The sequence below is a fragment of the Curtobacterium sp. YR515 genome (assembly GCF_900113095.1).
In the GTDB taxonomy this organism is placed as follows: Bacteria; Actinomycetota; Actinomycetes; order Actinomycetales; family Microbacteriaceae; genus Curtobacterium.
Window position 1 is genome coordinate 1 of the sequence record NZ_FOOD01000003.1, and the last position, 22,819, is coordinate 22,819.

Here is a 22,819-nt window from a genome sequence, read left to right on the forward strand (position 1 = left end):
CGTAGGGTTCGACGGCGTCGCGGACGGCGGGCAGGACGCCCGCGCCGATGGTGATGCCGACGATGACCGCGACGAGGCCGAGGACGAACAGGATGATCCGGTTCAGGGTCCGGTTGCTCCGGGTCATGCGAGGGTTCCCTTCTCCTCGACCGTGACGCTGACACGTCGGCCGAAACGTTCGTCCAACCCCGACAGGCGGTCCCGGACGGCGTCGCGGATGACCGCGTCGTCGACGGGGATCCCGCTGACGGGCACCACCCGGACCGTGGTGGAGCGTCCGCGGGCGGTCGCGGACGCGTTGCCCTCCGGAACACCGGCGGCCATCCCGGCGGCGTTCGCGGCGGTGGAGGCGAGGATGCGGGTGTCGATGACGACGGCACCACGGTCGTGGTCGATGACGGAGCGGTGCTGCCGGCCGGGCTTCAGGGCCAGGACGATCAGGACCACACCGAGGACCAGAAGGACCACGGCGATGACCTCCGCGATCGTGACGAACGCGGCGTCCGGGCGGAGCGCGGCGTCGACGACGGTCTGCGGGTCGGCGAGCAGCGGGGGCCGGCCGATGGCGGCGAGGACCGCTTCGGTGCCGATCCACGCAGCGACCAGGGCGAGCACCACGAGCGACACCGCCACGGCGGTCGAGCGGGAGCGGTGCACGCTCCGGCGACGGATGCGTCGTTCGACGGAACCGTTGCTCATGATGGCCTCCTAGGCGATCCGGGACTGGTGCTCGCGCACGATCCCGGTGAGTTCGATGTGGGCACTACCGACGCGGCGGCCGGTGAGTTCCCCGACACGGCCCTTGACCTCGTCCGCGACCCGGGCGGTGCGGGTGACGATGTCGTCGCCCGCGGCGATGGGTCCGGTGATGTCGAGCGCGAGCGCGCCGGAGGTGTCGCCGAGACCGACGCGCACCCGCTTGGCGGGGGCGCCGAGCCGTTCGGCTGCGACGGCCCGCGCCAGCGAGGTCAGTGCGCGAGCGGTGATCTCGACACGGCCCGGGACGTCCGGGCCGGCGTTCACCGGGAGCTCCGGCGTCCGGTCAGCACGTCGGCGAGGGCACCCCGGTCGATGCGGCCGGTGACCAGCGCGGCCACGAGAGCCCCGACGGCACCGAACACGACCACGAGCACGAAGCCCCAGAACCCGAACTGCAACGCCACGACGGCGAGGATCGCCCCGATGAGGGCTCCGATCAGTGTGTTGCTCATGCGACTCGCGCTTCCTTCTTCTCGTCGTCCTTGTCGTCGTCGTCACCCGGGATGAACACGTCCTGCACGGTCACGTTCACCTCGGCGACCTCCATGCCCACGATCTGCTCCAGCGCACGAGCGACACCGGCGCGGACACCGTCAGCGACCTGCTGCAGGGCGACGGGGTACTCCGCGACGATCACGATGTCCGCGGCGACCTGCTTCTCGCCGACCTCGACCTTGACGCCCTGACCGAAGTCACGCTGCCCGATCGCGTCACGGATCGCACCGATCGCACGCGCGGCACCGTTGCCGAGGGAGTGCACCCCGTTCACCTCACGCGCAGCGATCCCGGCGACCTTCGACACGACCGTGTCGTCGATGACGGTCTTGCCCGTGACGCCGCCGGTGTGGGTGCCCGTGTTCCGAGCGACCGCCGAAGCCGTCGCAGCCGAAGCAGTCGTGGTGGTCGTGGTGTCAGCCATGTTCGTTCCTTCCGTAGACCCGCCGGGCGTTCCCAGCGGTTGCTGTTCACGGATGAGACGGGGCCCACCAGACGTTCGTCACACGGAGGTGATCGGATTCAGGAACTTTTCAGAGACACCGCCGGATGCCAGTGTTTCCGTACCCCGGCTGGTGGGACGTTCAGCGGACTGCGCTGATTCCGTCCGTCTGGTTGCGTCCTGCAGCACCACGGATCGACCGCACGGCCGCCATCGGGGACTCGCCCCGTTCCTCCAGGAAGAGCTGCTGGAGCCGGCGCGGACGCACGCCCGCCGCGTCCGCGATCGCCTGCAGTGTCACCGGTTCGTCGGGGTGCGACTCGATGAACTCGACGGCTCGGCGGAGCCGCCAGGAGGCGCGGCCCGGCTTGGCGGCGCGCGACGAGCGGAGCGTCGTGGCGGGGTCCTCGCCGTACCGGTCGCGGTACGCGCCGGCGAGGCGGCCGTGGTTCGTGAAGCCCCAGCGTCGGGCGATCTCGGTGACGCTCTCGTCGCCGTCCGAGTGCAGGAGCTCGCGTCGGACGCGGTCGAGCCGGTGGTCGCGGAGGAACCGGTGCGGGGTCGAGTCGAGCGTCCGCGCGAAGACGTCCTGCAGCCCCCGCTGGCTGAGCCCGCACGCGGCGGCGATCTCGGGGACCGAGGGACGTTCGGCGGCGTGCTCCTCGATGAACCGCACCGCGTCCCGCAGGCGGTTCGCCACCGGGACGTCCGATCCGCGGTTCCGGATCGGGAAGGTGTCGAGGACGACGACGGCGAGCCGCCGGTTCAGGGCCGTCCGCATCGGTCCGAGCACGCGGTCGTCGACGAGCATCGGGCCGATCTCGCGGACGAGGTGGCGGAGGGGCTCCTGGCGCGCGACGGCCTCGTCCTGCTGCTCGAACAGGAGCGGCCCGTCGGGGAGGGCGAAGCCGAGGTCCCGCCCGACCGTGCGGAGGAACCGGTCGGCGATGTGCACGCCGTTGTAGACCGTGCCCGTGGACTCGAAGCGGTAGGCCTCGGACGCCGAGGCGATGTACGGGCTCCCGGGCTCCACCACGCGGGAGCGGTCCGCGAAGTGCATCTCGAGCTGGCCCCTGGTGAGCCAGAACACGACGTGGTCGTCCCGCGGGCCGATGACGCCACCGCGCTTCCCGCCCTCGGCGCGCATCGTGCGGAGCGTCAGGTCGTCGTCGCCCACGACCGTGTACTCGTAGCGGGCGTCCTCGGTCGCGAACGTGTCGGAGGCGAAGTCCGAGCCGTGGTACTCGGCCTCGAAGATGTCGGAGTAGTCCGAGCCGTCGGCGTCCGCGAACCGCAGCCTGCGGAAGCCGTTCGTCGCCGCCTCGGTCATGGGCGCATCCTGCCATGGTTGCGCGTTCGGCGTCAGGGAATACCCTAGGGGGGTACCGTATTGACCATGACGGAGGCCAGCATGCACGAACACGTCGGCTACATCGGCGACAAGGACGACCTGCTCAAGCGACTCCGCCGAGCCGAGGGTCAGGTCCGCGGCATCGCCCGCATGGTCGAGGACGAGACGTACTGCATCGACGTCCTCACCCAGATCTCCGCAGCGAACCGGGCGCTCGAGCGTGTCGCCCTGTCGCTGCTCGAGGACCACCTCAAGCACTGCGTCGCCGAGGCCGTCGCCGAGGGCGGCGAGGCCGCCGACGCCAAGGTCCGCGAAGCCAGCGAGGCCATCGCCCGACTCGTCCGCTCCTGAAGGGAACCACCATGAACACCGAACTGCTGCTCGTCGAGGGCATGACCTGCGACCACTGCGTGATGAGCGTCACCGAGGAGCTCACCGAGCTCGACGGCGTGTCCGACGTCCGGGTGCGACTCGTCCCCGGCGGTGCCTCCGAGGTCACGGTGACGTCCGACGCCCCGATGCCGTCCGATGCGCTCCGCGCCGCGGTCACCGAGGCCGGCTACGAGGTCGTGCGGTCGTGACGGACGGCGCGGTCGAACTCGACATCACGGGGATGACGTGCGCCTCGTGCGCGAACCGCATCGAACGGAAGCTCGGCAAGCTCCCCGGCGTCACGGCGACCGTGAACTACGCGACCGAGAAGGCCACGGTCTCCGGCAGCTCGGACACCGGCGCGCTCATCGCGGCCGTGGAGTCGGCGGGGTACGGGGCGTCCGTGCCCACCCCGCCCGCACCGGACGACCCCACCGCTCCGCGCGAGGACGACGCGTCCGCGGCGCTCCGGCAGCGCCTGGTCGTCTCGGCCGTCCTCGCCGTCCCCGTCGTCGTCCTGTCGATGGTGCCCGTGCTGCAGTTCCCGAACTGGCAGTGGCTGGCCCTCGCACTCGCCGCCCCCGTGGCCGTCTGGGGTGCCCTGCCCTTCCACCGCGCTGCGTGGGTGAACGCCCGGCACGGTGCCGCGACGATGGACACCCTCGTGAGCGTCGGCGTCCTCGCGGCGTTCGGGTGGTCGCTGTACGCGCTGTTCCTCGGTGACGCCGGGATGCCCGGCATGCACATGACCTTCTCGTGGTTCGCCACCGACCCCGAGGCGAGTGACCTGTACCTCGAGGTCGCGTCCGCCGTGACCGTGTTCATCCTCGCCGGGCGGTACATGGAGGCCCGCGCGAAGCAGCAGTCCGGGGCCGCGCTCCGCGCCCTGCTCGAACTCGGGGCGAAGGACGCGACGGTGCTCCGCGACGGGTCCGAGTCCCGCGTGCCCGCCGCCTCGCTCGTCGTCGGCGACGTGGTCGTCGTGCGGCCGGGGGAGCGGATCCCGAGCGACGGCACCGTGCGCGAGGGCTCATCGGCCGTCGACCTCAGCATGCTCACCGGCGAGTCCGTGCCGGTCGAGGTCCGCCCGGGCGACGACGTCACCGGCGCCACGATCAACGTCGGCGGGCGGCTCGTCGTCACGATCACCCGGGTCGGAGCCGACACCGAACTCGCCCGCATGGGCCGTCTCATCGAGGACGCGCAGACCGGGAAGGCCGAGGTCCAGCGCCTCGCCGACCGGGTGTCCGGCGTCTTCGTCCCGATCGTCATCGGGCTCGCGGTGCTGGCCTTCGTCGGGTGGCTCGTCCTCGGCGGCTCCCTGACGGCGGCCTTCACCGCGGCGGTGGCCACGCTCATCATCGCCTGCCCCTGCGCGCTCGGACTCGCGACCCCGACCGCGTTGCTCGTCGGGACCGGCCGGGGATCGCAGCTCGGGATCCTCATCGGCGGTCCGCAGGTCCTCGAACAGACCCGCGGCGTCGACACGATCGTCCTCGACAAGACCGGCACCGTCACCACGGGGTCGATGGCCCTCCGCTCGGTCACCGGCACGCCGGACACCGACGACGCGGCGGTCCTCCGTCTCGCCGCCGCGGTCGAGGACGGCTCCGAGCACCCGGTCGCGCGCGCGATCGTCACGGCCGCACGGGCCCGCGGACTCGACGTCGCCGGTGCGACGCAGTTCACCGCGACGCCCGGCGCCGGCGTCCAGGCGGTCGTCGACGGCGAGGTCGTGCTCGTCGGGACCGTCGCGTGGCTCGAGGCGTCGTGGGCGATCACGGTGCCCGACGCCGTGGCGCAGACGGTCCGGGACGCCGAGGCGGACGGCGGCACGGCGGTCGTCGTCGCGTCGGACGGACGCGCGCTCGGCGTGGTCGTCGTCGCGGACACGGTCAAGCCCGAGGCGGCGGACGCCGTCCGGCGCTTCGTGGAGCTCGGCCTGCACCCGGTGCTGCTCACCGGCGACAACGAGGGCGCTGCCCGTGCCGTCGCCGCCGCGGTCGGGATCGACGAGGTGCACGCCCGCGCCACCCCGGCCTCGAAGCTCGAGACCGTCCGTCGCCTGCAGGCCGAGGGGCGCAGCGTGGCGATGGTCGGCGACGGCGTGAACGACGCCGCAGCCCTCGCCGCTGCCGACCTCGGCATCGCGATGGGGGCCGGCACGGACGCGGCGATCGCAGCGAGCGACATCACGGTGGTCAGCGGCCGCCTGACGGTCGTCGCCGAGGCGATCCGGCTGTCCCGGGCCACCCTGCGCACGATCAAGGGGAACCTGTTCTGGGCGTTCGCGTACAACGTGGCGGCGATCCCGCTCGCGATGGCGGGGCTGCTCAACCCGGTGCTCGCCGGTGCCGCGATGGCGTTCTCGTCGGTGTTCGTCGTGACGAACAGCCTGCGCCTGCGCCGCTTCACCCCGCTGCCCTGACAACCGCGCCGCGGGTCCCGCGCGGGGCCCGCGGCTCGGTGTACCATGAATCTGCCCGCCCCCGCTGGGGGATGTGGAAGTAGAAGCCGGGATCCCCGCCCTTTGACGGGACCCGGCTTTCGCGCTGTTCAGAGCTCGATGCGGATGAGTTCGACCGCGTTCGTGAGTGCCTGCAGCCATCGGCCGTCCCCGGTGTGCGCGTCGCCCACCGCGCCGACGATCTGGTCGGCGATCCACAGCATGGGCTCGTCGAGTGGATTGCCGTGGTCGACGCGCATGCCCTTCGGCAGGCCGCCGCGACCGCGCAGCGCATCGATGGTGCGGCGGTCGCGCTGCATCAACGAGGGCGTGCGTGCCTCCAGCGTCGTGTGGATCACGTGGTGCCGTTCGCAGAGCTCCCACGCCAGCCGCTCGAGACACAGCGCGCGGGCTCGTTCTTGTCGCTTCGAGTCCATCGGCGTCCCGACCACCACCACGTGCTGGACGTCGAACCCCTTGATGACGGAGATCACGCGCCGCCGGTGTGGTCCGTCGATGTCCCGCCAGTGCAACTTCCGGCGCGTGTTCTGGAGTGGCCGTAGGGCGTCACGGTGTGCTTCGCTCGCTCCAGGAGCGGCGACGACGCCGCCGAGGAAGTACGCAGGGGGTTCGGCGTTCGCGACGCGGGCACTCTCATCGATCCAGGCGTGCAGCTCCACGTCACTCCCCGGCATCCGGCCACGATTGCACGGCTGGACCGGGTGGACGACATCACCGGTATTTCGCCGATGCGGTTCGGGCAGGATGGGGGCATGGTGCAGCTGCCAGGAGCCCTCGGAGCTGCCGGGCCCTCGTGTACGACTCGCGCCGCCGAGCGGCTCCACCTGTGGGCCGGACGCGCTTGGCGCGCCGCACCGACCGGAGCCGTCGCGGACGCACTCGCCACGCTGGTTCGGTGACGCGCGCAGCGAACGCACCCCGTGCCTCCCGTCCGGCGGTGCGCGCCACCCGTCGGACGGCGCTACGCTCGAAGACGGTCCGCGACGCAGCGCTGCGGTGACCCGCGGGCTTGTACGTCTTGAAGGTGATCCCAGGAGGACCCAAGTGACCGAATCCGCTCCCGTCGACCCCACATCGACCGACGGCTGGAAGAAGCTCGCCGGCATCGCCGACGGCTTCACCCCGGACCTGCGAGGGTGGTTCGACACCGACCCCGGTCGTGCCGAGCGCTACACGTTCCAGGCCGCCGACCTGACCGTGGACCTGTCGAAGGGCCTCGTCACCGACGAGATCCTCCAGGACCTGCTGCAGGTCGCGAAGGACACCGGCGTCGCCGAGCGCTTCCAGGCGATGCTCGCCGGTGAGCACATCAACGCCACCGAGGACCGCGCCGTCCTGCACACCGCCCTCCGCCGCCCGAAGGGTGCCTCGCCGGCGCTCGTCGTGGACGGCCAGGACGTCGACGCCGACGTGCACGCCACGCTCGACAAGGTCTACGCCTTCGCCACGAAGGTCCGCGACGGGTCCTGGACCGGTGTCACCGGCAAGCGCATCGAGACCGTCGTGAACATCGGCATCGGTGGCTCGGACCTCGGCCCGGTCATGGTCTACGAAGCCCTGAAGCCGTACGTGCAGCCCGGGCTCGAGGCGCGCTTCGTCTCGAACATCGACCCCGCGGACATCTACGAGAAGACCGCGGACCTCGACCCCGAGACCACGCTCTTCATCGTCGCGTCGAAGACCTTCGGCACGCTCGAGACCCTGACGAACGCCCGCCTCGCGCGGCAGTGGCTCTGGGAGCGGCTCGGACTCACCGACGCCTCCGACGACGAGAAGTCGAACGCCGTCGCGAAGCACTTCGTGGCCGTCTCGACCGCGCTCGACAAGGTCGCCGCGTTCGGCATCGACCCGGAGAACGCCTTCGGCTTCTGGGACTGGGTGGGCGGCCGGTACTCGGTCGACTCCGCCATCGGCACGAGCGTCGTGATCGCGATCGGCCCGGAGAACTGGGAGCAGTTCCTCGCGGGCTTCCACGCCATCGACGAGCACGTCCGCGCGACGCCGCTCGAGCAGAACGTCCCCGTCCTGATGGGCCTGCTCAACGTCTGGTACTCGAACTTCCTCGGCGCGCAGAGCCACGCGGTCCTGCCGTACACGCAGTACCTGCACCGCTTCGCCGCGTACCTGCAGCAGCTCACCATGGAGTCGAACGGCAAGCGCGTCCGCTGGGACGGCTCGCCCGTCACCACGGAAACCGGCGAGGTCTTCTGGGGCGAGCCGGGCACGAACGGCCAGCACGCGTTCTACCAGCTCATCCACCAGGGCACGCGACTCATCCCGACGGACTTCATCACGGTCGCGAAGCCCGCTCGTCCGCTCAAGGACGAGACCGGCGACGGCAAGGCCGTACAGCCAGGGCAGGACGTGCACGCGCTGTTCCTCGCGAACTTCTTCGCGCAGACGAAGGCGCTCGCGTTCGGCAAGACCGCGGACGAGGTCCGCGCCGAGGGCACCACGGACGAGGCAATCGTCTCCGCCCGCACGTTCACGGGCAACAAGCCGTCGACGTCGATCCTCGCGCCGGAGCTCACCCCGAGCGTCCTCGGCCAGCTCATCGCGCTGTACGAGCACATCGTGTTCACCGAGGGCACCATCTGGGGCATCGACTCGTTCGACCAGTGGGGCGTCGAGCTCGGCAAGCAGCTGGCGCTGCAGATCGCCCCGGCGGTCGACGGCGACCAGGCTGCGCTGGACGCGCAGGACTCCTCGACGAAGGCGCTCATCGCCAAGTACCTGGAGCTGCGCGGCGAGTAACGCACGCACCTGACCGACTGGAGGCGCGGTGCCGGCTGGCACCGCGCCTCCCGTCCGTCTGCTGGTCGCCCTGCGGCCGGCGGCCGTCGCGGCCGCGCTACTTCTTGCCGCCGCCGAGCAGGCCGCCCAGGCTGCCGAGGATGCCGCCGACGTCGAGGCCGCCGCCACCCTTGCCGCCGCCCGCCCCGCCGGCCGCACCGGATCCGCCGCCGAGGAAGCCCCCGAGCAGCCCGCCGATGTCGAACCCGCCACCGCCCGACTGCGTCGCCGCCTTCTGGTTCCCGAGCTTGCTCAACACGATCGGCGCGACGAGCGGGAGCACCTTGCCGATGATCCCGCCGAGGTCCACGCCGCCGCCGGTGCTGCCGAGCGCCGCCGCCACGTCCTGCTGCTTGCCGCCGAAGACGTTGGCGACGATCTTGTTGCCGTCCTCCTCGTCGACGTCGTCGATCGTGCTGGGGTCCGGCTTCGCGGCGTGCTTGTCGAGGGCCCTGTCGAGCGAGGCCGCGCCACCGTTCTCCACGTTCTTCTGCAGCCCACCGACGAGCGCCGGGACCGCCTGGCTGACGGCGTTCCTCGCGGTCGCCTCGTCGATGCCGAGCTTCTTCGCGATGTCGCCGATCGGGATCGCCCCGAGGAGGTCGTCGAGTCCTGCCATGGTCGTCCACTTCCGTTCGTGGTCGTCGGCTGACCGTGCGGGAGCGCACGAGGTGCCGCTGCTGGCTGGAGGCTATCCGGAACCCGTGCGCGCGGTTCGTGTGCGGCGCTGTCGGCTGCACGGGTTACCGTCGGAGCATGGAGCGTTCGGAGATCCTCGCCGCGGCGGCTGCCGCGCACGCCGCCCGCATCGCCGAAGCCGGCGGTGACGACGCCGCCGCACGCGAACGGGCCGAACTCGTCCGGAAGCGGGCGGACGGGCTCGTCGACCGGATCGAGCGGAGCGAAGCCGCGGACGACGCCGCGCGTGACGCCGACCGTCGGCGGGCGGGAGAGGCCGACCGTGCCGCCTCCCGGACCGAGGGCTCGCTCTCGGACTGGCACCGGATGGGCACGCGGCGCGGGGTCACGCCCGACGAACAGGTCCGCACGGCGTGGACGGTCACGGGCGTGCCGGAACCGGGTGACGCGCGGGCCCTGGCGAACATCCTGCTGTCGACCGCGGGGCACGCCGGACGAGTCGCCGACGCCGCACGGAAGAACCCACGGCTCTCGGGTGCCGCGAGCGCCGCGGCGCGACGGACGGTCCGGCGCTACACGGACCACGGTGCGGACATGGCGTCGTTGGGGGACGTGCTCGACGAGCCGGCCGACGACGACGAATGATCGCTGACCAGGACTTTCGTGGAGCGATCCAATCGCCATGTTGTCTTCATGACCGATTGACAGGACATGGATTCGGGTTACGATCCTTCCAAGCGATGCAGCCTGATCACTGACGAAGGAGTCACCCGCATGGTCGACATCAAACCGACAGCCCCGAGCGTCCCGCTCCCGCCCGTCGGACAGGGGCCACACGTCCGCCGCCTCGGCGTCCTCGCGCTCGTCGCCACCTTCGGCGGGCTGCTCTTCGGCTACGACACCGGCGTGATCAACGGCGCGCTCCTGCCGATGAAGCAGGAGCTCGGCCTGACGAACCTCACCGAGGGCGTCGTCACGAGCTCGCTCCTCTTCGGTGCCGCGGTCGGCGCCATGCTCGGCGGCCGGATCGCGGACGGCTGGGGCCGCCGCAAGACGATCATCCTGCTCGCGGTCACGTTCTTCGTCGGCACGCTGATCTGCGTCTTCGCGCCGGTGTTCGGCGTGATGGTGGTCGGCCGCGTCCTGCTCGGTCTGGCGGTCGGCGGTGCGTCCACGGTCGTCCCGGTGTTCCTCGCCGAACTCGCCCCGTACGAGATCCGCGGGTCGCTCTCCGGCCGCAACGAGCTCATGATCGTCATCGGGCAGCTCGCCGCCTTCGTCGTGAACGCGATCATCGGCAACCTCTGGGGTGAGGGCAACGGTGTCTGGCGCGTCATGCTCGCCGTCTGCGCGCTCCCCGCGATCGCGCTGTTCGTCGGCATGCTGCGCGTCCCCGAGTCGCCGCGCTGGCTCGCGTCGAAGGGCCGCAACGACGAGGCGCTCGAGGTCCTCGGCCAGATCCGCTCGAAGGAACGTGCCGAGGCCGAGCTCGAGGACATCAAGCGCTCGAACGAGTTCGAGTCGAAGGTCCAGCAGCAGAGTGGCTGGCGCACGCTGCTCGGCAACAAGTGGCTGATCCGCATCGTGCTCATCGGCGCCGGCATCGGTGTCGCCCAGCAGCTCACCGGCATCAACTCGATCATGTACTACGGCCAGACCGTGCTCATCGAGTCGGGCTTCCAGCAGTCGGCGGCACTCATCGCGAACATCGCCCCCGGGATCATCGCCGTCATCGGTGGCGTGATCGCGATCTACAACATGGAGAAGATCAACCGGCGCACGACGCTCATCCTGGGCTACTCGCTGACGACGGTCTGCCACTTCCTCATCGGCATCGCGTCGATGACGCTCGTCGAGGGCAACCCGGCCCGCCCGTGGGTCATCCTGTTCCTCGTCGTCGCGTTCGTGGGTTCGATGCAGACGTTCCTCAACATCGCCACGTGGGTGATCCTGTCCGAGATCTTCCCGACGCAGATCCGTGCGCTCGGCATGGGCATCGCGGTGTTCTGCCTCTGGATCGCGAACGCGTTCCTCGGGCTGTACTTCCCGACGATCGTCGCCGCGACCGGCATCACCGGGACCTTCTTCGGTTTCGCGATCGTCGGCGTGCTCGCCCTGCTCTTCATCTGGAAGTTCGTCCCGGAGAGCCGCGGTCGCACCCTCGAAGAGGTCGAGGAGGGCGTCACCACCGGCAACATCTTCACCGTCCCCGCGAAGCAGGCACGGCGGTAGACAGACCACCACAACGGACTGGAGGCGCGGTGCCAGCTGGCACCGCGCCTCCAGTCCGTTGCGATGTCGCGTCTACGGGCGCAGGAGCACCTTGCCGACGCGGCCGGCGGTGTCCGAGGCACGGACCGCGTCGCGGACGTCCTCGAAGGCGAACGTCTCCGCGACGGGGAGCGTCAGCGAACCGTCGAGCACGCGGGTGATGAGCTCGCCGAAGAGCTGCCCCTTCGTCTCGGCCGGCATCGTCTTGCTCACGACACTGCCCCAGAAGCCCTTCACCGTGAGCTGGCCGAAGATGACCTTGCCGGACGGGATCTCGAGCGTGGGGGAGGCCATCGCGCCGAACACGACGAGGGTGGCGTTCTCGCCGAGGACGCTCGCGATGTCGCCGGCGGCCTTGCCACCGACGGACTCGACGCCCGCGACGATCGGCGCACCGCCGGTGATCGCGGCGACCTGGTCCTTCCAGTCGTCCGCGTCGGTGGTGACGATGCGCTCGATGCCCTGCTCGCGGAGCTCCTCGACGCCGGCGGCGCGGCGGACGAGCCCGATGACGTTGATGCCACGCGCGGCGCCGAGCTGGGCGACCATGCGGCCGACCGCACCGTTCGCGGCGTTCTGGATCAGCCAGTCACCCTCGTGCAGGTCGAGCGAGTGCAGCAGGCTGATCGCGCTGAACGGCATCGAGACGAGCTGGGCCGCGGCCTCGTCGGGCATCGCGTCGGGCACCGGGACGAGCCCGGCGGCGTTCGCGGTGTAGTACTCGGCCCAGACGCCGAACGCCCCGCCGGCGACGCGCTGGCCGACCTGCAGGTTCGTGACGCCCTCGCCGAGGGCCTCGACCACGCCGAGCGCCTCGGTGCCGGAGGCCGCCGGCAGTTCGGGCTTGAAGCCGTAGGTGCCGCGGACGGTCCAGAGGTCGTGGTTGTGGATGGGGGAGAGGACCGTGCGGACGAGGACCTCGCCGGTGCCGGGGGTGGGGACCGGGCGCTCCTGCACGCCGAGGACCTCGGCCGGCTCGGCGAAGGTCTCGTGGACGACGGCGCGCATGGTGGTGGGGGTGGTGCTCATGGACTAGTCCTCCGAGACGGTGATGGTGACGTCGATGTTGCCGCGGGTCGCGTTCGAGTACGGGCAGACCTGGTGCGCGGCGTCCGCGAGGGCCTGTGCCTGGTCGTGCTCGAGCCCGGGCAGGACGACCTCGAGCAGCACGGCCAGCTGGTAGCCGCCCTCGCCGTTCGGGCCGATCTGCACGCGGCCACCGACGGAGGAGTCGGCGATCTTCACCTTCTGGCTGCGGGCGACACCCTGCAGTGCCGAGTGGAAGCACGCGGCGTACCCGGCGGCGAAGAGCTGCTCGGGGTTGGTGCCGGCGCCGGAGCCACCCATCTCCTTCGGGATCGCGAGGTCGAGCGCGAACGAGCCGTCGCTGGTGGCGACGCGGCCGTCGCGGCCGGCGCCGGTGGAGAGGGCCTCGGCGGTGTAGAGGGCTTCCATGGTGTTCCTTCCTTCGTGGGGTCAGTGGTCCGCGGCGGCGCGGTTCGGCGTCGCAGCGGCGTGCATGGTCTCGGTCAGCCGGTGCAGCGTCGCGATGAGTTCCGTCGCGGCGTGCTCGTCGGGCAGGCCCATCCCGGCGGCGATCGTCGACGGGATGTGGGCGAGTTCGCCGCGGATCGAGCGGCCGCGGTCACCGAGCGTGATCGTGACGACCCGCTCGTCGGTGCTGCGACGTTCGCGACGGACGAGGTCCGACTGCTCCATGCGGCGCAGGAGCGGTGAGAGGGTGCCGGAGTCGAGCTGCAGGTGGTCGCCGAGACCGGAGACGGTCTGGTCGCCCTCGATCCACAGCGTCACGAGGACGAGGTACTGCGGGTAGGTGAGTCCCCACGGTTCCAGCAGGGTCCGGTACGCCTGCGTGGTCGCACGGCTCGCCGCGTAGAGGGAGAAGCACACCATCTCGTCGGTCACGGGCATGCCACAAGCATTGCACGCAACTCAGTTGTGCACAACAGTATCGGGGACACCTGTTGCCGATCTGTCCCGGTCACGCCCGGTCGACCGCCCATGGTCACCGCCGTCCCCACCGCGGCGAGGACGCCGCCGATGCCCACGACCCGCGCGGACGAGAGCGTCGCCCCCGGCGCGGGGCCCGGTGCGGCGGACGGGAGGCGCGGGGCGGGGCCGACCCGCGCCTCCCGTCCGTCAGTCGGTCGCGTCGGCGGTCGCCGGGGCGGCGTCCGGTCCGGCCTCCTCGGTGTCCTCCGGCCGGCTGCGCAGGCGCAGGGTCGCCGCGAGGCCGAGCACCAGGAAGCCCGCGGCCGACCAGGCGGCCGCGCGCGTGCCGTCACTGAACGCCTCGGCCGCAGCGGCTCCTGCCGTCGGACTCTGCTCGGTGAGTGCCGCGATCGACCCGCCGGAGGACGCGACCACGGCGTCGGCGATCTGTGACGCGGCCGCGCTCGAGGCCCCGGCGTCCTCGAGCCGGTGCTGCAGCAGCGTGCCGGTCGACGTGAACAGCACCGTGCCGAGCACCGCGATGCCGAGCGCCGACCCGATCTGCCGGGCGGTGCTCTGGGCGCCGGAGGCCTCGCCGCTGCGCTCGACCGGGACGTCCCGCAGCACGACGCTCGTGAGCTGCGCGGTCGCGAGCCCGACACCGAACCCGTAGACGAACAGGCACGGCACGATCGCCCACCACGGCGTCGACGCGGTCACGACGAAGCCGATCGCCGCGACGCCGACGATCTCCGCGGCGATGCCGATCCGGACGATCCGCAGCGCGCCGATCCGCTGGCCGGCCGTCGCCGCGAACCCGCTCGCGACGAACGACCCGATGGCCAGGGCGAGCAGGACGAACCCGGTCTGCAGCGCCGAGTACCCGAGCACGTTCTGCAGCCAGATCGGCAGGGACAGGATGATGCCGAACTCGCCGAGCGACACGATGAGTGCCGCGATCGACCCGTTCCGGAACGACCCGATCGTGAAGAGGTCGAGCGCGATGAGCGTGGAGCGGCCCGCGCGCTGTCGCCGCCTCGTCCAGAGGACGAACGCCACGCCCGCGACGACGCAGAGCGCGAACGCGTACGGGATCGGGGAGAGCGGTCCGGGCCAGGTCCAGTCGCCGACCGTCAGCCGGGTGGCGTTCGACCACCAGCCGTACGTGCGTCCCTCGATGAGGCCGAACACGAGCGAGGCGCTCGTCACGACGCTGAGGACGGCGCCGACGACGTCGATCCGGCCGGCGTGCACGGTGTCGCGGGACTCGCGGACGGTCAGGGACGCGCCGACGACGATCGCGATGCCGAGCGGCACGTTGATGCCGAACGCCCACCGCCACGAGAAGTCCGTCGTCAGCCAGCCGCCGAGGAGCGGGCCCACCGCGACCATGCCGCCGATCGTGGAGCCCCAGACGGCGAAGGCGATCCCGCGCTCGCGGCCGGTGAAGGTGGCGTTCACGAGCGAGAGGGTCGTCGGCAGCACCATCGCGCCGCCGACGCCCTGCACGATGCGGGCGAGCACGAGCAGGTCGCCCGTCGGGGCCAGTGCGGCGAGGACCGAGGCGAGCGCGAACACCGTGACGCCCACGATCAGCAGGCGCCGTCGGCCGAAGCGGTCGGCGAGCGAGCCGAACACGAGCAGGAGCGCCGCGAAGACCAGGGTGTAGCTCTCCTGCACCCACTGCACCAGGGTGGAACCGATGTCGAGGTCGGCCACGATGCTCGGGATCGCGACGTTCACGATGGTCGAGTCGACGATGATGAGCGAGACGGCGATGCTGATGACGACGAGGCCGGCCCAGCGTCGGCGGTCGGGGGTGTGGTGGGTGCTCACGGGGCGGCTCCTCGGGTAGTCAGCATGCTGACGATCACCGTACGCCTCGGAGGGGGATCTCGTGGAGCGCGCTCACGGGCGGGGTACGGACACCGTCGAGCGCGTGCATGGCCGGGACGGTTAGGCTGACGTGACCCACGATGACCACCAACGACCTCGACAACTCAGCGACCACTGGAGCCGGCCCCACCCGCCGCACCGGTAGGGCGTCGTCCCACGGCAAGACGATCCTGATCGGGGAGCACGCCGTGGTCTACGGCGCACCCGCGCTCGTCCTGCCGGTCATCGACGCCGTGGTGGTCGCGACGGTCACGCCGATCGACGACGCTGAGGGACACCACCTCGAGTCGACCGTGCACACCGGCCCGCTCGACCTCGCCCCCGCCGCCGTGATGCCGACGGTCACCGCGGTCACCGCCACGCTGCGGCACTTCGGCGTGACGGACCGCCGCTTCCACGTGCGCGTCGACAGCGAGGTCCCCACCGCTCGCGGCATGGGATCGAGCGCGGCGGTGGCAGCGGCGGTGACCGCGGCGGTCGCGGACGCACTCGGCGAGACGCTCGACGCCGAGGCGCACCACGGACTCATCCAGGAGTGCGAGCGGGTCGCCCACGGCCGTCCGTCCGGACTCGACGCCCGCGGGGTCGTCGCCGACGCACCGGTCTGGTTCGAGGGCGGCCGCATCGAGCCGGTCGAGCTCGGCGCCCGGTTCGCCTTCGTGGTCGCCGACACCGGGGTCCCCGGCCACACGCGCGAGGCGGTGTCCGCCGTCCGTGCCCGTCACGACGCCGACCCGGACGGCACCGGCGCCGTGATCGACCGGATCGGCGCACTCGCCCGACGCGCGCGGGCGACGCTCGTGGACGGCGACGCACAGGCGCTCGGTGCCACGATGGACGCCGCGCACGAGCTGCTCAGCGACCTCGACGTGTCGAGCGACGACCTGGACCGGCTCGTCGGCGCCGCACGTGCGGCCGACGCCCTCGGCGCGAAGCTCACGGGCGGGGGCCGCGGCGGGTGCGTCATCGCGCTCGCCACGGACGTCGACCACGCGGACCGCATCGCGGCCGCACTGCGCGGCGCAGGTGCCGCAGCCACCTGGACCACCACGATCGGAGACCGCGCCTGATGACCGCCACCGCCGTCGCGCACCCCAACATCGCCCTCGTCAAGTACTGGGGCAAGGCGGACGCCTCCCTCGCCCTGCCGGCGACCGGCAGCGTCTCGATGGGACTCGACGTGTTCCCGACGACGACGTCGGTGACCGTCGGGGACACGGCGGACGACACCCTCACGCTCAACGGCTCGGTCTCGACCGACGGGGCGCTCGTGCGGGTCACGCAGTTCCTCGACCTCGTGCGCGAGCTCGCCGGGTCCTCGGCGCGGGCGTCGGTGGTGTCCGAGAACACCGTGCCGACCGGAGCCGGACTGGCCTCGAGCGCCTCCGGGTTCGCGGCGCTCGCGACCGCGGCCGCGGCCGCGTACGGTCTCGACCTCTCCGCGCGCGACCTGTCCCGGCTCGCCCGACGCGGCTCCGGTTCGGCCACCCGGTCGATCCCCGGTGGCGTCGCGGTCTGGCACGCCGGCGACGACGAGGGCTCCTACGCCGAGCCGATCCCCGCGCCGCCGATGGCCATGGTCGTCGTGACGATCGACGCCGGCCCGAAGGCGATCGGCTCGCGCGAGGCGATGCGGCGCACCATCGCGACGTCGCCGTTCTACCCCGCCTGGGTCACCTCGACCACCGAGACCGTCGGGGACATGCTCACCGCCTGCGCCGCGGGGGACTTCACCCGCATCGGCGAGCTGACCGAGAGCAACGCCCTCCGCATGCACGCCACGATCGAGGGCGCCTTCCCGCCCATCCGCTACCTCAACGCCCGCAGCGTCGCCGTGTTCGACGCCGTGGCCGAACTCCGTGCCGCCGGGGTCGAGGCGTACGCCACCGCCGACGCCGGCCCGAACGTCGTCGTGCTCACGAAGCCCGAGGACCGGGGCGCGGTGGCGTCCGCGCTCGCGGGCTTCGGCGACGTCATCGAGTCCGGTACCGGACCAGGCGCGCGCCTGCTCGGCTCCGAAGTCCCTGCGACGCAGGACCCGGAGGCACCCGCACCGGGTGTCGTCCGACCAGAGGAGTCCGCCGAGTGATCGAGTTCCGTGCCCACGGCAAGCTGTTCGTCGCGGGCGAGTACGCCGTCGTCGAGCCGGGCCAGCCGTCCGTCATCATCGCCCTCGACCGCGCCATCACCGCGCGCGTGCGCGAGGGCCACGGCGCCGGCAGCGTGCACTCCGAGGAGTACGGACACCTCCCGCTCACCTGGACCCGCGCCGAGGACGGCATCGCACTCGACACCGAGCACCACCCGTACGACTACGTGATGGCGACGATCGACCTCGTCGAGAAGCTCCGCGCCGAGCAGGGCATCGCTCCGCGGTTCCACGACCTCCGCATCCACAGCCAGCTCGACGACGCGAGCGGCCGGAAATTCGGGCTCGGGTCCTCCGCGGCGGTGACCGTCGCCACGGTGGGGGCCCTCGACCGCTTCTACGGACTCGGGCTCTCGCAGCGGAAGCGCTTCCAGGTCGCCCTGCTCGCCACGATCCGGGTGAACCCGCGCGCATCCGGCGGGGACCTCGCCGCGAGCACCTTCGGCGGCTGGCTCCGCTACAGCGCACCGGACCGCGAACGGCTCGCGGCGCAGCTCGACACCCGCACCGTGACCGAGATCCTCGGCGACGCGGACGCGTGGGAGGGCTTCGACGTCCAGCGGCTGCCCGCCCCCGAGAACCTCGAGCTGCTCGTCGGCTGGACCGGTTCGCCGGCCTCGACCACGAAGCTCGTCGGTGTCGTCCGTCGGCACCGCAACGGCGGCTACCAGGCGTTCCTCGACGAGAGTCGCACCTGCGTCGACGACCTCACCGTCGGTCTGCAGACCGGCGACGCCGAGCGCACCCTCGGGGCACTCCGGCGCGCCCGTGGGCTGCTCCAGCGCCTCGGCACGTCGGTCGGCTCGCAGATCGAGACCGAGCGACTCGCGACCCTGTGCGACGTCGTCGAAGCCGCGGGCGGGGCGGCCAAGCCGTCCGGTGCCGGCGGCGGCGACTGCGGCATCGCGCTCGTCCCGGCGGACACCGACCTCGCCGGCATCCACCGCGCCTGGGAGGCGCACGACATCAGACACCTCAGCGTCGCGGTGCAAGCGCCCGAAGGGAGCGTCGATGACTGACCTGCTGACCCCGATCCCCACGAAGTGGGTGGGGCCGATCCGCATCAGCGGCAACGCGGTGGAGGGCGAGCACGAGGTGCCGCTCGCCACGTACGAGTCACCGCTCTGGCCGTCCGTCGGCCGCGGTGCCCGCATCTCGCGCATGGTCGAGGGCGGCATCGTCGCGACCGTCGTGGACGAGCGCATGACCCGTTCGGTCGTCGTCCGTGCCGACAGCGCGGCCGCGGCACACCTCGCGACCGGGCGCATCCTCGCCCGGCAGGACGAGCTCGAGCAGATCGTCGCCGGCCAGAGCCGCTTCGCGAAGCTCATCGAGGTGCACCCGGAGATCGTCGGGGACCTGCTGTTCCTGCGCTTCGCGTTCACCACCGGCGACGCCTCCGGGCACAACATGGTCACGCAGGCGGCGGACAAGCTCCTGCCGGCGATCCTCGCGTGGGAGCCGGGCCTGCGGTACGTCAGCGTCTCGGGCAACTTCTGCACCGACAAGAAGGCCACCGCGGTGAACGGCATCCGCGGACGCGGCCGGAACACCGTCGCCGAGATCGTCATCCCGGGCGAGGTCGTCGAGAAGCGGCTCCGGTCGAGCGCGGCACGCATCGCCGAGCTCAACGTCGCGAAGAACCTCGTCGGGTCGACCATCGCCGGGGCCATCCGCTCCGCGAACGCCCACTACGCGAACATGCTCCTCGGCTTCTACCTGGCCACCGGGCAGGACGCGGCGAACATCGTCGAGGGGTCCCAGGGCATCACGAGCGCCGAGGACCGCGACGGCGACCTGTACTTCGCCACCTCGCTCCCGCACCTCATCGTCGGCACGGTCGGCAACGGCAAGGGCGGGGACCTGCCCGTCGTCGAGGACGCCCTCGTGCGCCTCGGCTGCCGCGAGGACCGCGAGCCCGGTGCGAACGCCCGCCGGCTCGCCGCCCTCTGCGCCGCGACCGTCCTGTGCGGGGAGCTCTCCCTGCTCGCCGCGCAGACCAACCCGGGCGAGCTGATGGCCGCCCACGTCGCGATGGAACGTCGCGGCGCGAAGCCCGCCGGAGGTGCAGCGTGACCCGCATCGGCATCCACGACCTCGCCGTCGCGACCGGGCACCACGTGCTCGAGCTCGACGACCTCGCCGAGCGCCTCGGGGTGGACCCGGCGAAGTACCACGTCGGCATCGGGCAGGACGCGTTCAGCGTGCCCGCTCCCGACGAGGACATCGTCACGATGGGCGCCGCCGCCGCGAAGGAGATCATCGACCGCCACGGTGCCGACGGCATCCGCACGGTGCTCTTCGCCACCGAGTCCGGGGTGGACCAGTCGAAGGCCGCCGGGGTGTTCGTGCACGGCCTGCTCGGGCTGCCGCAGAACGTCCGCGTCGTCGAGCTGAAGCAAGCCTGCTACGGCGGGACCGCTGCCGTCCAGCTCGCCCTCGGCATCGTCGCGCGGGCTCCGCGGGAGCGCGTGCTCGTCATCGCCGCCGACGTCGCGCGCTACGACGTCGACACGGCCGCCGAGCCGACGCAGGGTGCCGGAGCCGCCGCGATCCTGATCGCCGCCGACCCCGACCTCATCGAGATCGAGCCGGCCGCGGGTGTCTTCACCGCCGACGTCGACGACTTCTGGCGGCCGAACGACCGCTCCACCGCACTCGTCGACGGCCGCCTGTCCGTGAGCGCCTACGTCCACGCGTTCGTCGGGGCGTGGGACGACCTCGCGGCGCAGGGCGGCCCGGCGTACGAGGACATCGTGCGTTTCGTCCATCACCAGCCGTTCACGAAGATGGCGCTCAAGGCGCACCGGAAGCTCACGCAGCACGTCGGGGTGCCCTTCGACGAGTCCGAGCTCGCCCTCGGGTTCACGTACAACAAGCAGACCGGCAACACCTACACGGCGTCGCTCTGGATCGGGCTGGCCGCACTGCTCGACCTCGACGACGACCTCGCCGGGGAGCGCATCGGCCTGTTCAGCTACGGGTCCGGCAGCGTCGGGGAGCTCATCACCGGCATCGTGCAGCCGGCGTACCGCGAGCACCGCCGTGTGGGTCGGGTCCGCGAGCTCCTCGCCGCCCGGGTGCCGCTCTCGGTCGACGCCTACCGCGAGCTGCACGCCGCGGGTGCCGCGACGAGCGAGGACGTCGAGCGTCCGCGGGTCACGGCTGCGCCGTACCGCTTCGCCGGCGTCCGCGGCGGCGCACGCCGCTACGAGGCGACGCGTCCCTGACGTGACCGGCTGACGGACGGGAGGCGCGGTGCCGGCCGGCACCGCGCCTCCCGTCCATCACGACTCACGCCGTTGTGGACAGGACCTCGCGTTCCAGACGCTGGTAGCTCGTCTCCATGCCGTCCGTCATGCCGGTCGCGAGGATCATGTCCCGCTGCTCCCGGTCGGGGTAGGTGATGCGGAGCGTCATGAGCGTGACGCCCTCGGCCTCGTCGAACTGCAGGTCGTTGACGTTGGCCGGGAACGGCGCACCGGTCATCCGTTCGGTCGTGACCATGCGGCGTTCCGGCTCGATGACGAGGTTCTCGCCCTCGAACCCGAACGCCTCGCCCTCGGTGTCCCCGACGGGCGCCCAGGCCTGCCGGAACGAGCCGCCGACGACCAGGTCGTTCTCGCACACCGTCATCTCCCACCCGTCCGGGCCGAGCAGCCATCGGCGCATCAGCTCCGGCTCCGTGTGCGCACGCCAGAGCAGGCGCCGCGGCGCCGCGAACGCGCGGGTGATGACCACGTGGGTGTCGTCCACGATCTCGGTGACCGTGCCCCGGCCGAGGGCGTACTCGCGGAGGTCGGCCAGCACCGTGTCGAGCTGCCCGAACGCCTGCTCGTAGCCGTCGAGCATGCCCATCTCGAGCATGGCGTCGAGGTCGGCGGAGGACGCGAACGACGTCAGCACCGTCACCCGTGACCCGCTGTCGACGGTGTCGAACGACAGCACGGTCTCGCTCGCGGGCAGCGAGTCGTCGACCGTGCCCTCGGCGTCGGAGAACAGGTCGCGGAAGGCGATCCGGCGGGGTTCGTCGACCTCGGACACCTGCCAGAGTGCGTGGAACCGTTCGTTCTCGGGCGAGGTCATCCGGTAGTGGGCGACGCCGCCGGGACGGAGGTCGAACGACGTGAACGTGGCGGGGAACCCGGGCGGGCCCCAGAAGCGTTCGAGCTGCCGGGGATCCGCGAACGCTGCCCAGAGGCGTTCGACGGGGACGGGGAACTCGGCCACGAGGGTCATGGTGAGCTCCTCGGGGTCGGTGTGGACGGACGTGGTCGGCATCAGTGGCTCCCTTGCGTTCGGTCGTCGCCGCGCGGCGCGCGGTCTGCTCCCAGCAGTGCGTCGAGCCGGTCGATCCGGCCGCGCCAGAGGTCCGCGTAGCCGTCGAGCAGCCCGCGGACGCGATCGATCTGTCCCGGCTCGGCGCGCACGATGCGGGTGCGGCCCCGGGGTTCCTTGGTCACGAGTCCTGCTCCTTCGAGGACGGCGACGTGCTTCTGGACGGCGGCGAAGGACATCGCGTAGGCGTCCGCGAGCGCGCTCACGGACGCCTCGCCGACCAGGGTGCGACGGACGATGTCGCGTCTGGTCGCATCGGCCAGGGCGTGGAAGACCCGGTCGACCTCGGCATCGCTCAGTTCGGTTCGTGCAACCATTTGGTTGTACGTTACGACGGTCCTGCCCGCCGCACAACCCCCGCGGTGTACAAGGACGCATGGGTCAGCTCATCTACGACGGAGAGCCGCTCGACCTCCGGATCGACGACCGAGCGCTCACACACCTGCAGATCGTCATCGTGAACATGCTCCGGCGGGAGCACCGGTTCGCGTTCTCGTGGAAGGACGACGCCGTCCACGGCAACGGGCGCAGCACCATCTGGATGCACCCGAACGTGAGCCTGCACTTCAAGTTCTCCGGCAGCCGGGTGCCCCGGATCAACCGCAGCTGGCTCGAGGACCTCTACGCCGCCGCCACCTCGGGCTCCGGTCTCGTGCTCACCCCGGAGCCGTCGGACACGAGCACGGCGGACGACTCGGCGTGGTCCCGTGCGGTGGTGCCCGGCGACGCGGACGACGACTCCGGTACCGACGACGCCGGATAGCACACAGCCCGTGAACGGTCAACGGGTCGCGCACGTCCGTGCAGTCTGAGTACGGTGGGCGTACCGCGCGAGTGATCGACTCCGGCCCAGGGAGCCGGTGACGGTGGCTCCGCGGTCGGAGGGGGGAACCA

The 22,819-nt window shown here is 71.6% G+C and carries 25 protein-coding genes; 12 read left to right on the forward strand and 13 right to left on the reverse strand.

The features are described 5' to 3' along the window. Positions 1 to 123: 123 nt before the first annotated feature. From BM028_RS08155 to BM028_RS08175, 5 genes are all read right to left on the reverse strand, one after another. Positions 124 to 699 carry a DUF6286 domain-containing protein gene (locus BM028_RS08155; protein ID WP_092385863.1) on the reverse strand — a complete coding sequence of 192 codons (576 nt, stop codon included), beginning with the start codon at positions 697 to 699 and terminating at the stop codon, positions 124 to 126. A 9-nt stretch (positions 700 to 708) separates the two neighbouring features. Further along, complete coding sequence (locus BM028_RS08160; RefSeq protein ID WP_092385865.1) at positions 709 to 1,023, reverse strand: hypothetical protein; 315 nt, start codon at positions 1,021 to 1,023, stop codon at positions 709 to 711. Further along, positions 1,020 to 1,211, reverse strand: a complete 192-nt coding sequence (locus tag BM028_RS08165; RefSeq protein ID WP_070418041.1) for a DUF2273 domain-containing protein — start codon at positions 1,209 to 1,211, stop codon at positions 1,020 to 1,022. The genes BM028_RS08160 and BM028_RS08165 overlap by 4 nt, the downstream gene beginning before the upstream one ends. Then, a complete protein-coding gene (locus tag BM028_RS08170) occupies positions 1,208 to 1,678 on the reverse strand; it encodes an Asp23/Gls24 family envelope stress response protein (protein ID WP_092385867.1) in 471 nt (156 codons plus the stop codon). Before BM028_RS08170 ends, BM028_RS08165 begins: the two co-directional genes overlap by 4 nt. A 160-nt stretch (positions 1,679 to 1,838) precedes the next feature. Next, complete coding sequence (locus tag BM028_RS08175; protein WP_070418043.1) at positions 1,839 to 3,026, reverse strand: helix-turn-helix domain-containing protein; 1,188 nt, start codon at positions 3,024 to 3,026, stop codon at positions 1,839 to 1,841. Between the two features lie 66 nt (positions 3,027 to 3,092). On the opposite strand from BM028_RS08175, the gene BM028_RS08180 reads away from it, so the two are divergent. The 3 genes from BM028_RS08180 to BM028_RS08190 are packed head-to-tail and all read left to right on the forward strand — an operon-like array spanning position 3,093 to position 5,847. Continuing rightward, entirely contained in the window at positions 3,093 to 3,398 is a 306-nt protein-coding gene (locus BM028_RS08180) for a metal-sensitive transcriptional regulator (protein WP_139199276.1), read from the forward strand. Positions 3,399 to 3,409: 11 nt separating this feature from the next. After that, positions 3,410 to 3,628 carry a heavy-metal-associated domain-containing protein gene (locus tag BM028_RS08185; RefSeq protein ID WP_092385869.1) on the forward strand — a complete coding sequence of 73 codons (219 nt, stop codon included), beginning with the start codon at positions 3,410 to 3,412 and terminating at the stop codon, positions 3,626 to 3,628. Further along, entirely contained in the window at positions 3,625 to 5,847 is a 2,223-nt protein-coding gene (locus BM028_RS08190) for a heavy metal translocating P-type ATPase (RefSeq protein ID WP_092385871.1), read from the forward strand. The genes BM028_RS08185 and BM028_RS08190 overlap by 4 nt, the downstream gene beginning before the upstream one ends. Positions 5,848 to 5,975: 128 nt before the next feature. On the opposite strand, the gene BM028_RS08195 is transcribed toward BM028_RS08190, so the two are convergent. Beyond that, a complete protein-coding gene (locus tag BM028_RS08195) occupies positions 5,976 to 6,560 on the reverse strand; it encodes a hypothetical protein (RefSeq protein ID WP_175496028.1) in 585 nt (194 codons plus the stop codon). Between the two features lie 370 nt (positions 6,561 to 6,930). Between BM028_RS08195 and pgi the strand changes: the two genes are divergently transcribed. After that, on the forward strand, positions 6,931 to 8,640 hold the full coding sequence (gene pgi / locus BM028_RS08205) for a glucose-6-phosphate isomerase (RefSeq protein ID WP_092385877.1): 1,710 nt from the start codon (positions 6,931 to 6,933) through the stop codon (positions 8,638 to 8,640). Positions 8,641 to 8,737: 97 nt separating this feature from the next. Here the strand turns inward: pgi and BM028_RS08210 are convergent, their stop codons facing one another. Beyond that, entirely contained in the window at positions 8,738 to 9,298 is a 561-nt protein-coding gene (locus BM028_RS08210; protein ID WP_092385879.1) for a DUF937 domain-containing protein, read from the reverse strand. Between the two features lie 137 nt (positions 9,299 to 9,435). Between BM028_RS08210 and BM028_RS08215 the strand changes: the two genes are divergently transcribed. Together BM028_RS08215 and BM028_RS08220 are read left to right on the forward strand one after the other, a co-directional pair. Then, positions 9,436 to 9,963 (forward strand): hypothetical protein, encoded by a 528-nt coding sequence (locus tag BM028_RS08215; protein ID WP_070418049.1) that lies wholly within the window; start codon positions 9,436 to 9,438, stop codon positions 9,961 to 9,963. A 129-nt stretch (positions 9,964 to 10,092) separates the two neighbouring features. Next, entirely contained in the window at positions 10,093 to 11,550 is a 1,458-nt protein-coding gene (locus tag BM028_RS08220) for a sugar porter family MFS transporter (RefSeq protein WP_092385881.1), read from the forward strand. Positions 11,551 to 11,622: 72 nt separating this feature from the next. Here BM028_RS08220 and BM028_RS08225 read toward each other — a convergent pair whose 3' ends face one another. The 4 genes from BM028_RS08225 to BM028_RS08240 form a co-directional block, all read right to left on the reverse strand. Further along, positions 11,623 to 12,597: a zinc-binding dehydrogenase gene (locus BM028_RS08225; RefSeq protein WP_092386566.1), complete on the reverse strand. Its 975-nt coding sequence runs from the start codon at positions 12,595 to 12,597 to the stop codon at positions 11,623 to 11,625. A gap of 24 nt (positions 12,598 to 12,621) precedes the next feature. After that, positions 12,622 to 13,044: an organic hydroperoxide resistance protein gene (locus BM028_RS08230; RefSeq protein ID WP_022905450.1), complete on the reverse strand. Its 423-nt coding sequence runs from the start codon at positions 13,042 to 13,044 to the stop codon at positions 12,622 to 12,624. A 21-nt stretch (positions 13,045 to 13,065) separates the two neighbouring features. After that, positions 13,066 to 13,521, reverse strand: a complete 456-nt coding sequence (locus BM028_RS08235; RefSeq protein WP_175473692.1) for a MarR family winged helix-turn-helix transcriptional regulator — start codon at positions 13,519 to 13,521, stop codon at positions 13,066 to 13,068. 228 nt (positions 13,522 to 13,749) lie between these two features. Next, positions 13,750 to 15,378 carry a DHA2 family efflux MFS transporter permease subunit gene (locus BM028_RS08240; protein WP_092385883.1) on the reverse strand — a complete coding sequence of 543 codons (1,629 nt, stop codon included), beginning with the start codon at positions 15,376 to 15,378 and terminating at the stop codon, positions 13,750 to 13,752. A gap of 140 nt (positions 15,379 to 15,518) precedes the next feature. Between BM028_RS08240 and mvk the strand changes: the two genes are divergently transcribed. The 5 genes from mvk to BM028_RS08265 are packed head-to-tail and all read left to right on the forward strand — an operon-like array spanning position 15,519 to position 20,817. Further along, the gene (mvk, locus tag BM028_RS08245) at positions 15,519 to 16,508 is read left to right on the forward strand and encodes a mevalonate kinase (protein WP_083413974.1); all 990 of its coding nucleotides are present in this window, start codon (positions 15,519 to 15,521) and stop codon (positions 16,506 to 16,508) included. Then, positions 16,508 to 17,527 (forward strand): diphosphomevalonate decarboxylase, encoded by a 1,020-nt coding sequence (gene mvaD, locus BM028_RS08250; RefSeq protein ID WP_254789485.1) that lies wholly within the window; start codon positions 16,508 to 16,510, stop codon positions 17,525 to 17,527. The genes mvk and mvaD overlap by 1 nt, the downstream gene beginning before the upstream one ends. Continuing rightward, positions 17,524 to 18,606, forward strand: a complete 1,083-nt coding sequence (locus BM028_RS08255; protein ID WP_070418054.1) for a phosphomevalonate kinase — start codon at positions 17,524 to 17,526, stop codon at positions 18,604 to 18,606. Before mvaD ends, BM028_RS08255 begins: the two co-directional genes overlap by 4 nt. Next, on the forward strand, positions 18,599 to 19,663 hold the full coding sequence (locus BM028_RS08260; protein ID WP_070418055.1) for a hydroxymethylglutaryl-CoA reductase: 1,065 nt from the start codon (positions 18,599 to 18,601) through the stop codon (positions 19,661 to 19,663). Before BM028_RS08255 ends, BM028_RS08260 begins: the two co-directional genes overlap by 8 nt. Continuing rightward, entirely contained in the window at positions 19,660 to 20,817 is a 1,158-nt protein-coding gene (locus BM028_RS08265) for a hydroxymethylglutaryl-CoA synthase (RefSeq protein WP_092385885.1), read from the forward strand. Before BM028_RS08260 ends, BM028_RS08265 begins: the two co-directional genes overlap by 4 nt. Positions 20,818 to 20,881: 64 nt before the next feature. Here the strand turns inward: BM028_RS08265 and BM028_RS08270 are convergent, their stop codons facing one another. Next, positions 20,882 to 21,868: an SRPBCC family protein gene (locus BM028_RS08270; RefSeq protein WP_092385887.1), complete on the reverse strand. Its 987-nt coding sequence runs from the start codon at positions 21,866 to 21,868 to the stop codon at positions 20,882 to 20,884. Further along, complete coding sequence (locus BM028_RS08275) at positions 21,868 to 22,242, reverse strand: ArsR/SmtB family transcription factor (protein ID WP_070418058.1); 375 nt, start codon at positions 22,240 to 22,242, stop codon at positions 21,868 to 21,870. Before BM028_RS08275 ends, BM028_RS08270 begins: the two co-directional genes overlap by 1 nt. A gap of 59 nt (positions 22,243 to 22,301) precedes the next feature. Between BM028_RS08275 and BM028_RS08280 the strand changes: the two genes are divergently transcribed. After that, complete coding sequence (locus tag BM028_RS08280) at positions 22,302 to 22,688, forward strand: DUF7882 family protein (protein WP_070418059.1); 387 nt, start codon at positions 22,302 to 22,304, stop codon at positions 22,686 to 22,688. The last annotated feature ends 131 nt before the right edge of the window (positions 22,689 to 22,819 follow it).

What these genes read in the sequence shown, in the direction of transcription:
- BM028_RS08235 (WP_175473692.1), bottom strand. Translation starts at nt 13,521, where the DNA reads ATGCCCGTGACCGACGAGATGGTGTGCTTCTCCCTCTACGCGGCGAGC.
- BM028_RS08155 (WP_092385863.1), bottom strand. Translation starts at nt 699, where the DNA reads ATGAGCAACGGTTCCGTCGAACGACGCATCCGTCGCCGGAGCGTGCAC.
- BM028_RS08280 (WP_070418059.1), top strand. Translation starts at nt 22,302, where the DNA reads ATGGGTCAGCTCATCTACGACGGAGAGCCGCTCGACCTCCGGATCGAC.
- BM028_RS08225 (WP_092386566.1), bottom strand. Translation starts at nt 12,597, where the DNA reads ATGCGCGCCGTCGTCCACGAGACCTTCGCCGAGCCGGCCGAGGTCCTC.
- BM028_RS08165 (WP_070418041.1), bottom strand. Translation starts at nt 1,211, where the DNA reads ATGAGCAACACACTGATCGGAGCCCTCATCGGGGCGATCCTCGCCGTC.
- BM028_RS08180 (WP_139199276.1), top strand. Translation starts at nt 3,093, where the DNA reads ATGACGGAGGCCAGCATGCACGAACACGTCGGCTACATCGGCGACAAG.
- BM028_RS08185 (WP_092385869.1), top strand. Translation starts at nt 3,410, where the DNA reads ATGAACACCGAACTGCTGCTCGTCGAGGGCATGACCTGCGACCACTGC.
- BM028_RS08175 (WP_070418043.1), bottom strand. Translation starts at nt 3,026, where the DNA reads ATGACCGAGGCGGCGACGAACGGCTTCCGCAGGCTGCGGTTCGCGGAC.
- BM028_RS08230 (WP_022905450.1), bottom strand. Translation starts at nt 13,044, where the DNA reads ATGGAAGCCCTCTACACCGCCGAGGCCCTCTCCACCGGCGCCGGCCGC.
- BM028_RS08215 (WP_070418049.1), top strand. Translation starts at nt 9,436, where the DNA reads ATGGAGCGTTCGGAGATCCTCGCCGCGGCGGCTGCCGCGCACGCCGCC.
- BM028_RS08270 (WP_092385887.1), bottom strand. Translation starts at nt 21,868, where the DNA reads ATGCCGACCACGTCCGTCCACACCGACCCCGAGGAGCTCACCATGACC.
- BM028_RS08260 (WP_070418055.1), top strand. Translation starts at nt 18,599, where the DNA reads ATGACTGACCTGCTGACCCCGATCCCCACGAAGTGGGTGGGGCCGATC.
- BM028_RS08275 (WP_070418058.1), bottom strand. Translation starts at nt 22,242, where the DNA reads ATGGTTGCACGAACCGAACTGAGCGATGCCGAGGTCGACCGGGTCTTC.
- BM028_RS08210 (WP_092385879.1), bottom strand. Translation starts at nt 9,298, where the DNA reads ATGGCAGGACTCGACGACCTCCTCGGGGCGATCCCGATCGGCGACATC.
- mvk (WP_083413974.1), top strand. Translation starts at nt 15,519, where the DNA reads ATGACCACCAACGACCTCGACAACTCAGCGACCACTGGAGCCGGCCCC.
- BM028_RS08195 (WP_175496028.1), bottom strand. Translation starts at nt 6,560, where the DNA reads ATGCCGGGGAGTGACGTGGAGCTGCACGCCTGGATCGATGAGAGTGCC.
- BM028_RS08170 (WP_092385867.1), bottom strand. Translation starts at nt 1,678, where the DNA reads ATGGCTGACACCACGACCACCACGACTGCTTCGGCTGCGACGGCTTCG.
- BM028_RS08220 (WP_092385881.1), top strand. Translation starts at nt 10,093, where the DNA reads ATGGTCGACATCAAACCGACAGCCCCGAGCGTCCCGCTCCCGCCCGTC.
- mvaD (WP_254789485.1), top strand. Translation starts at nt 16,508, where the DNA reads ATGACCGCCACCGCCGTCGCGCACCCCAACATCGCCCTCGTCAAGTAC.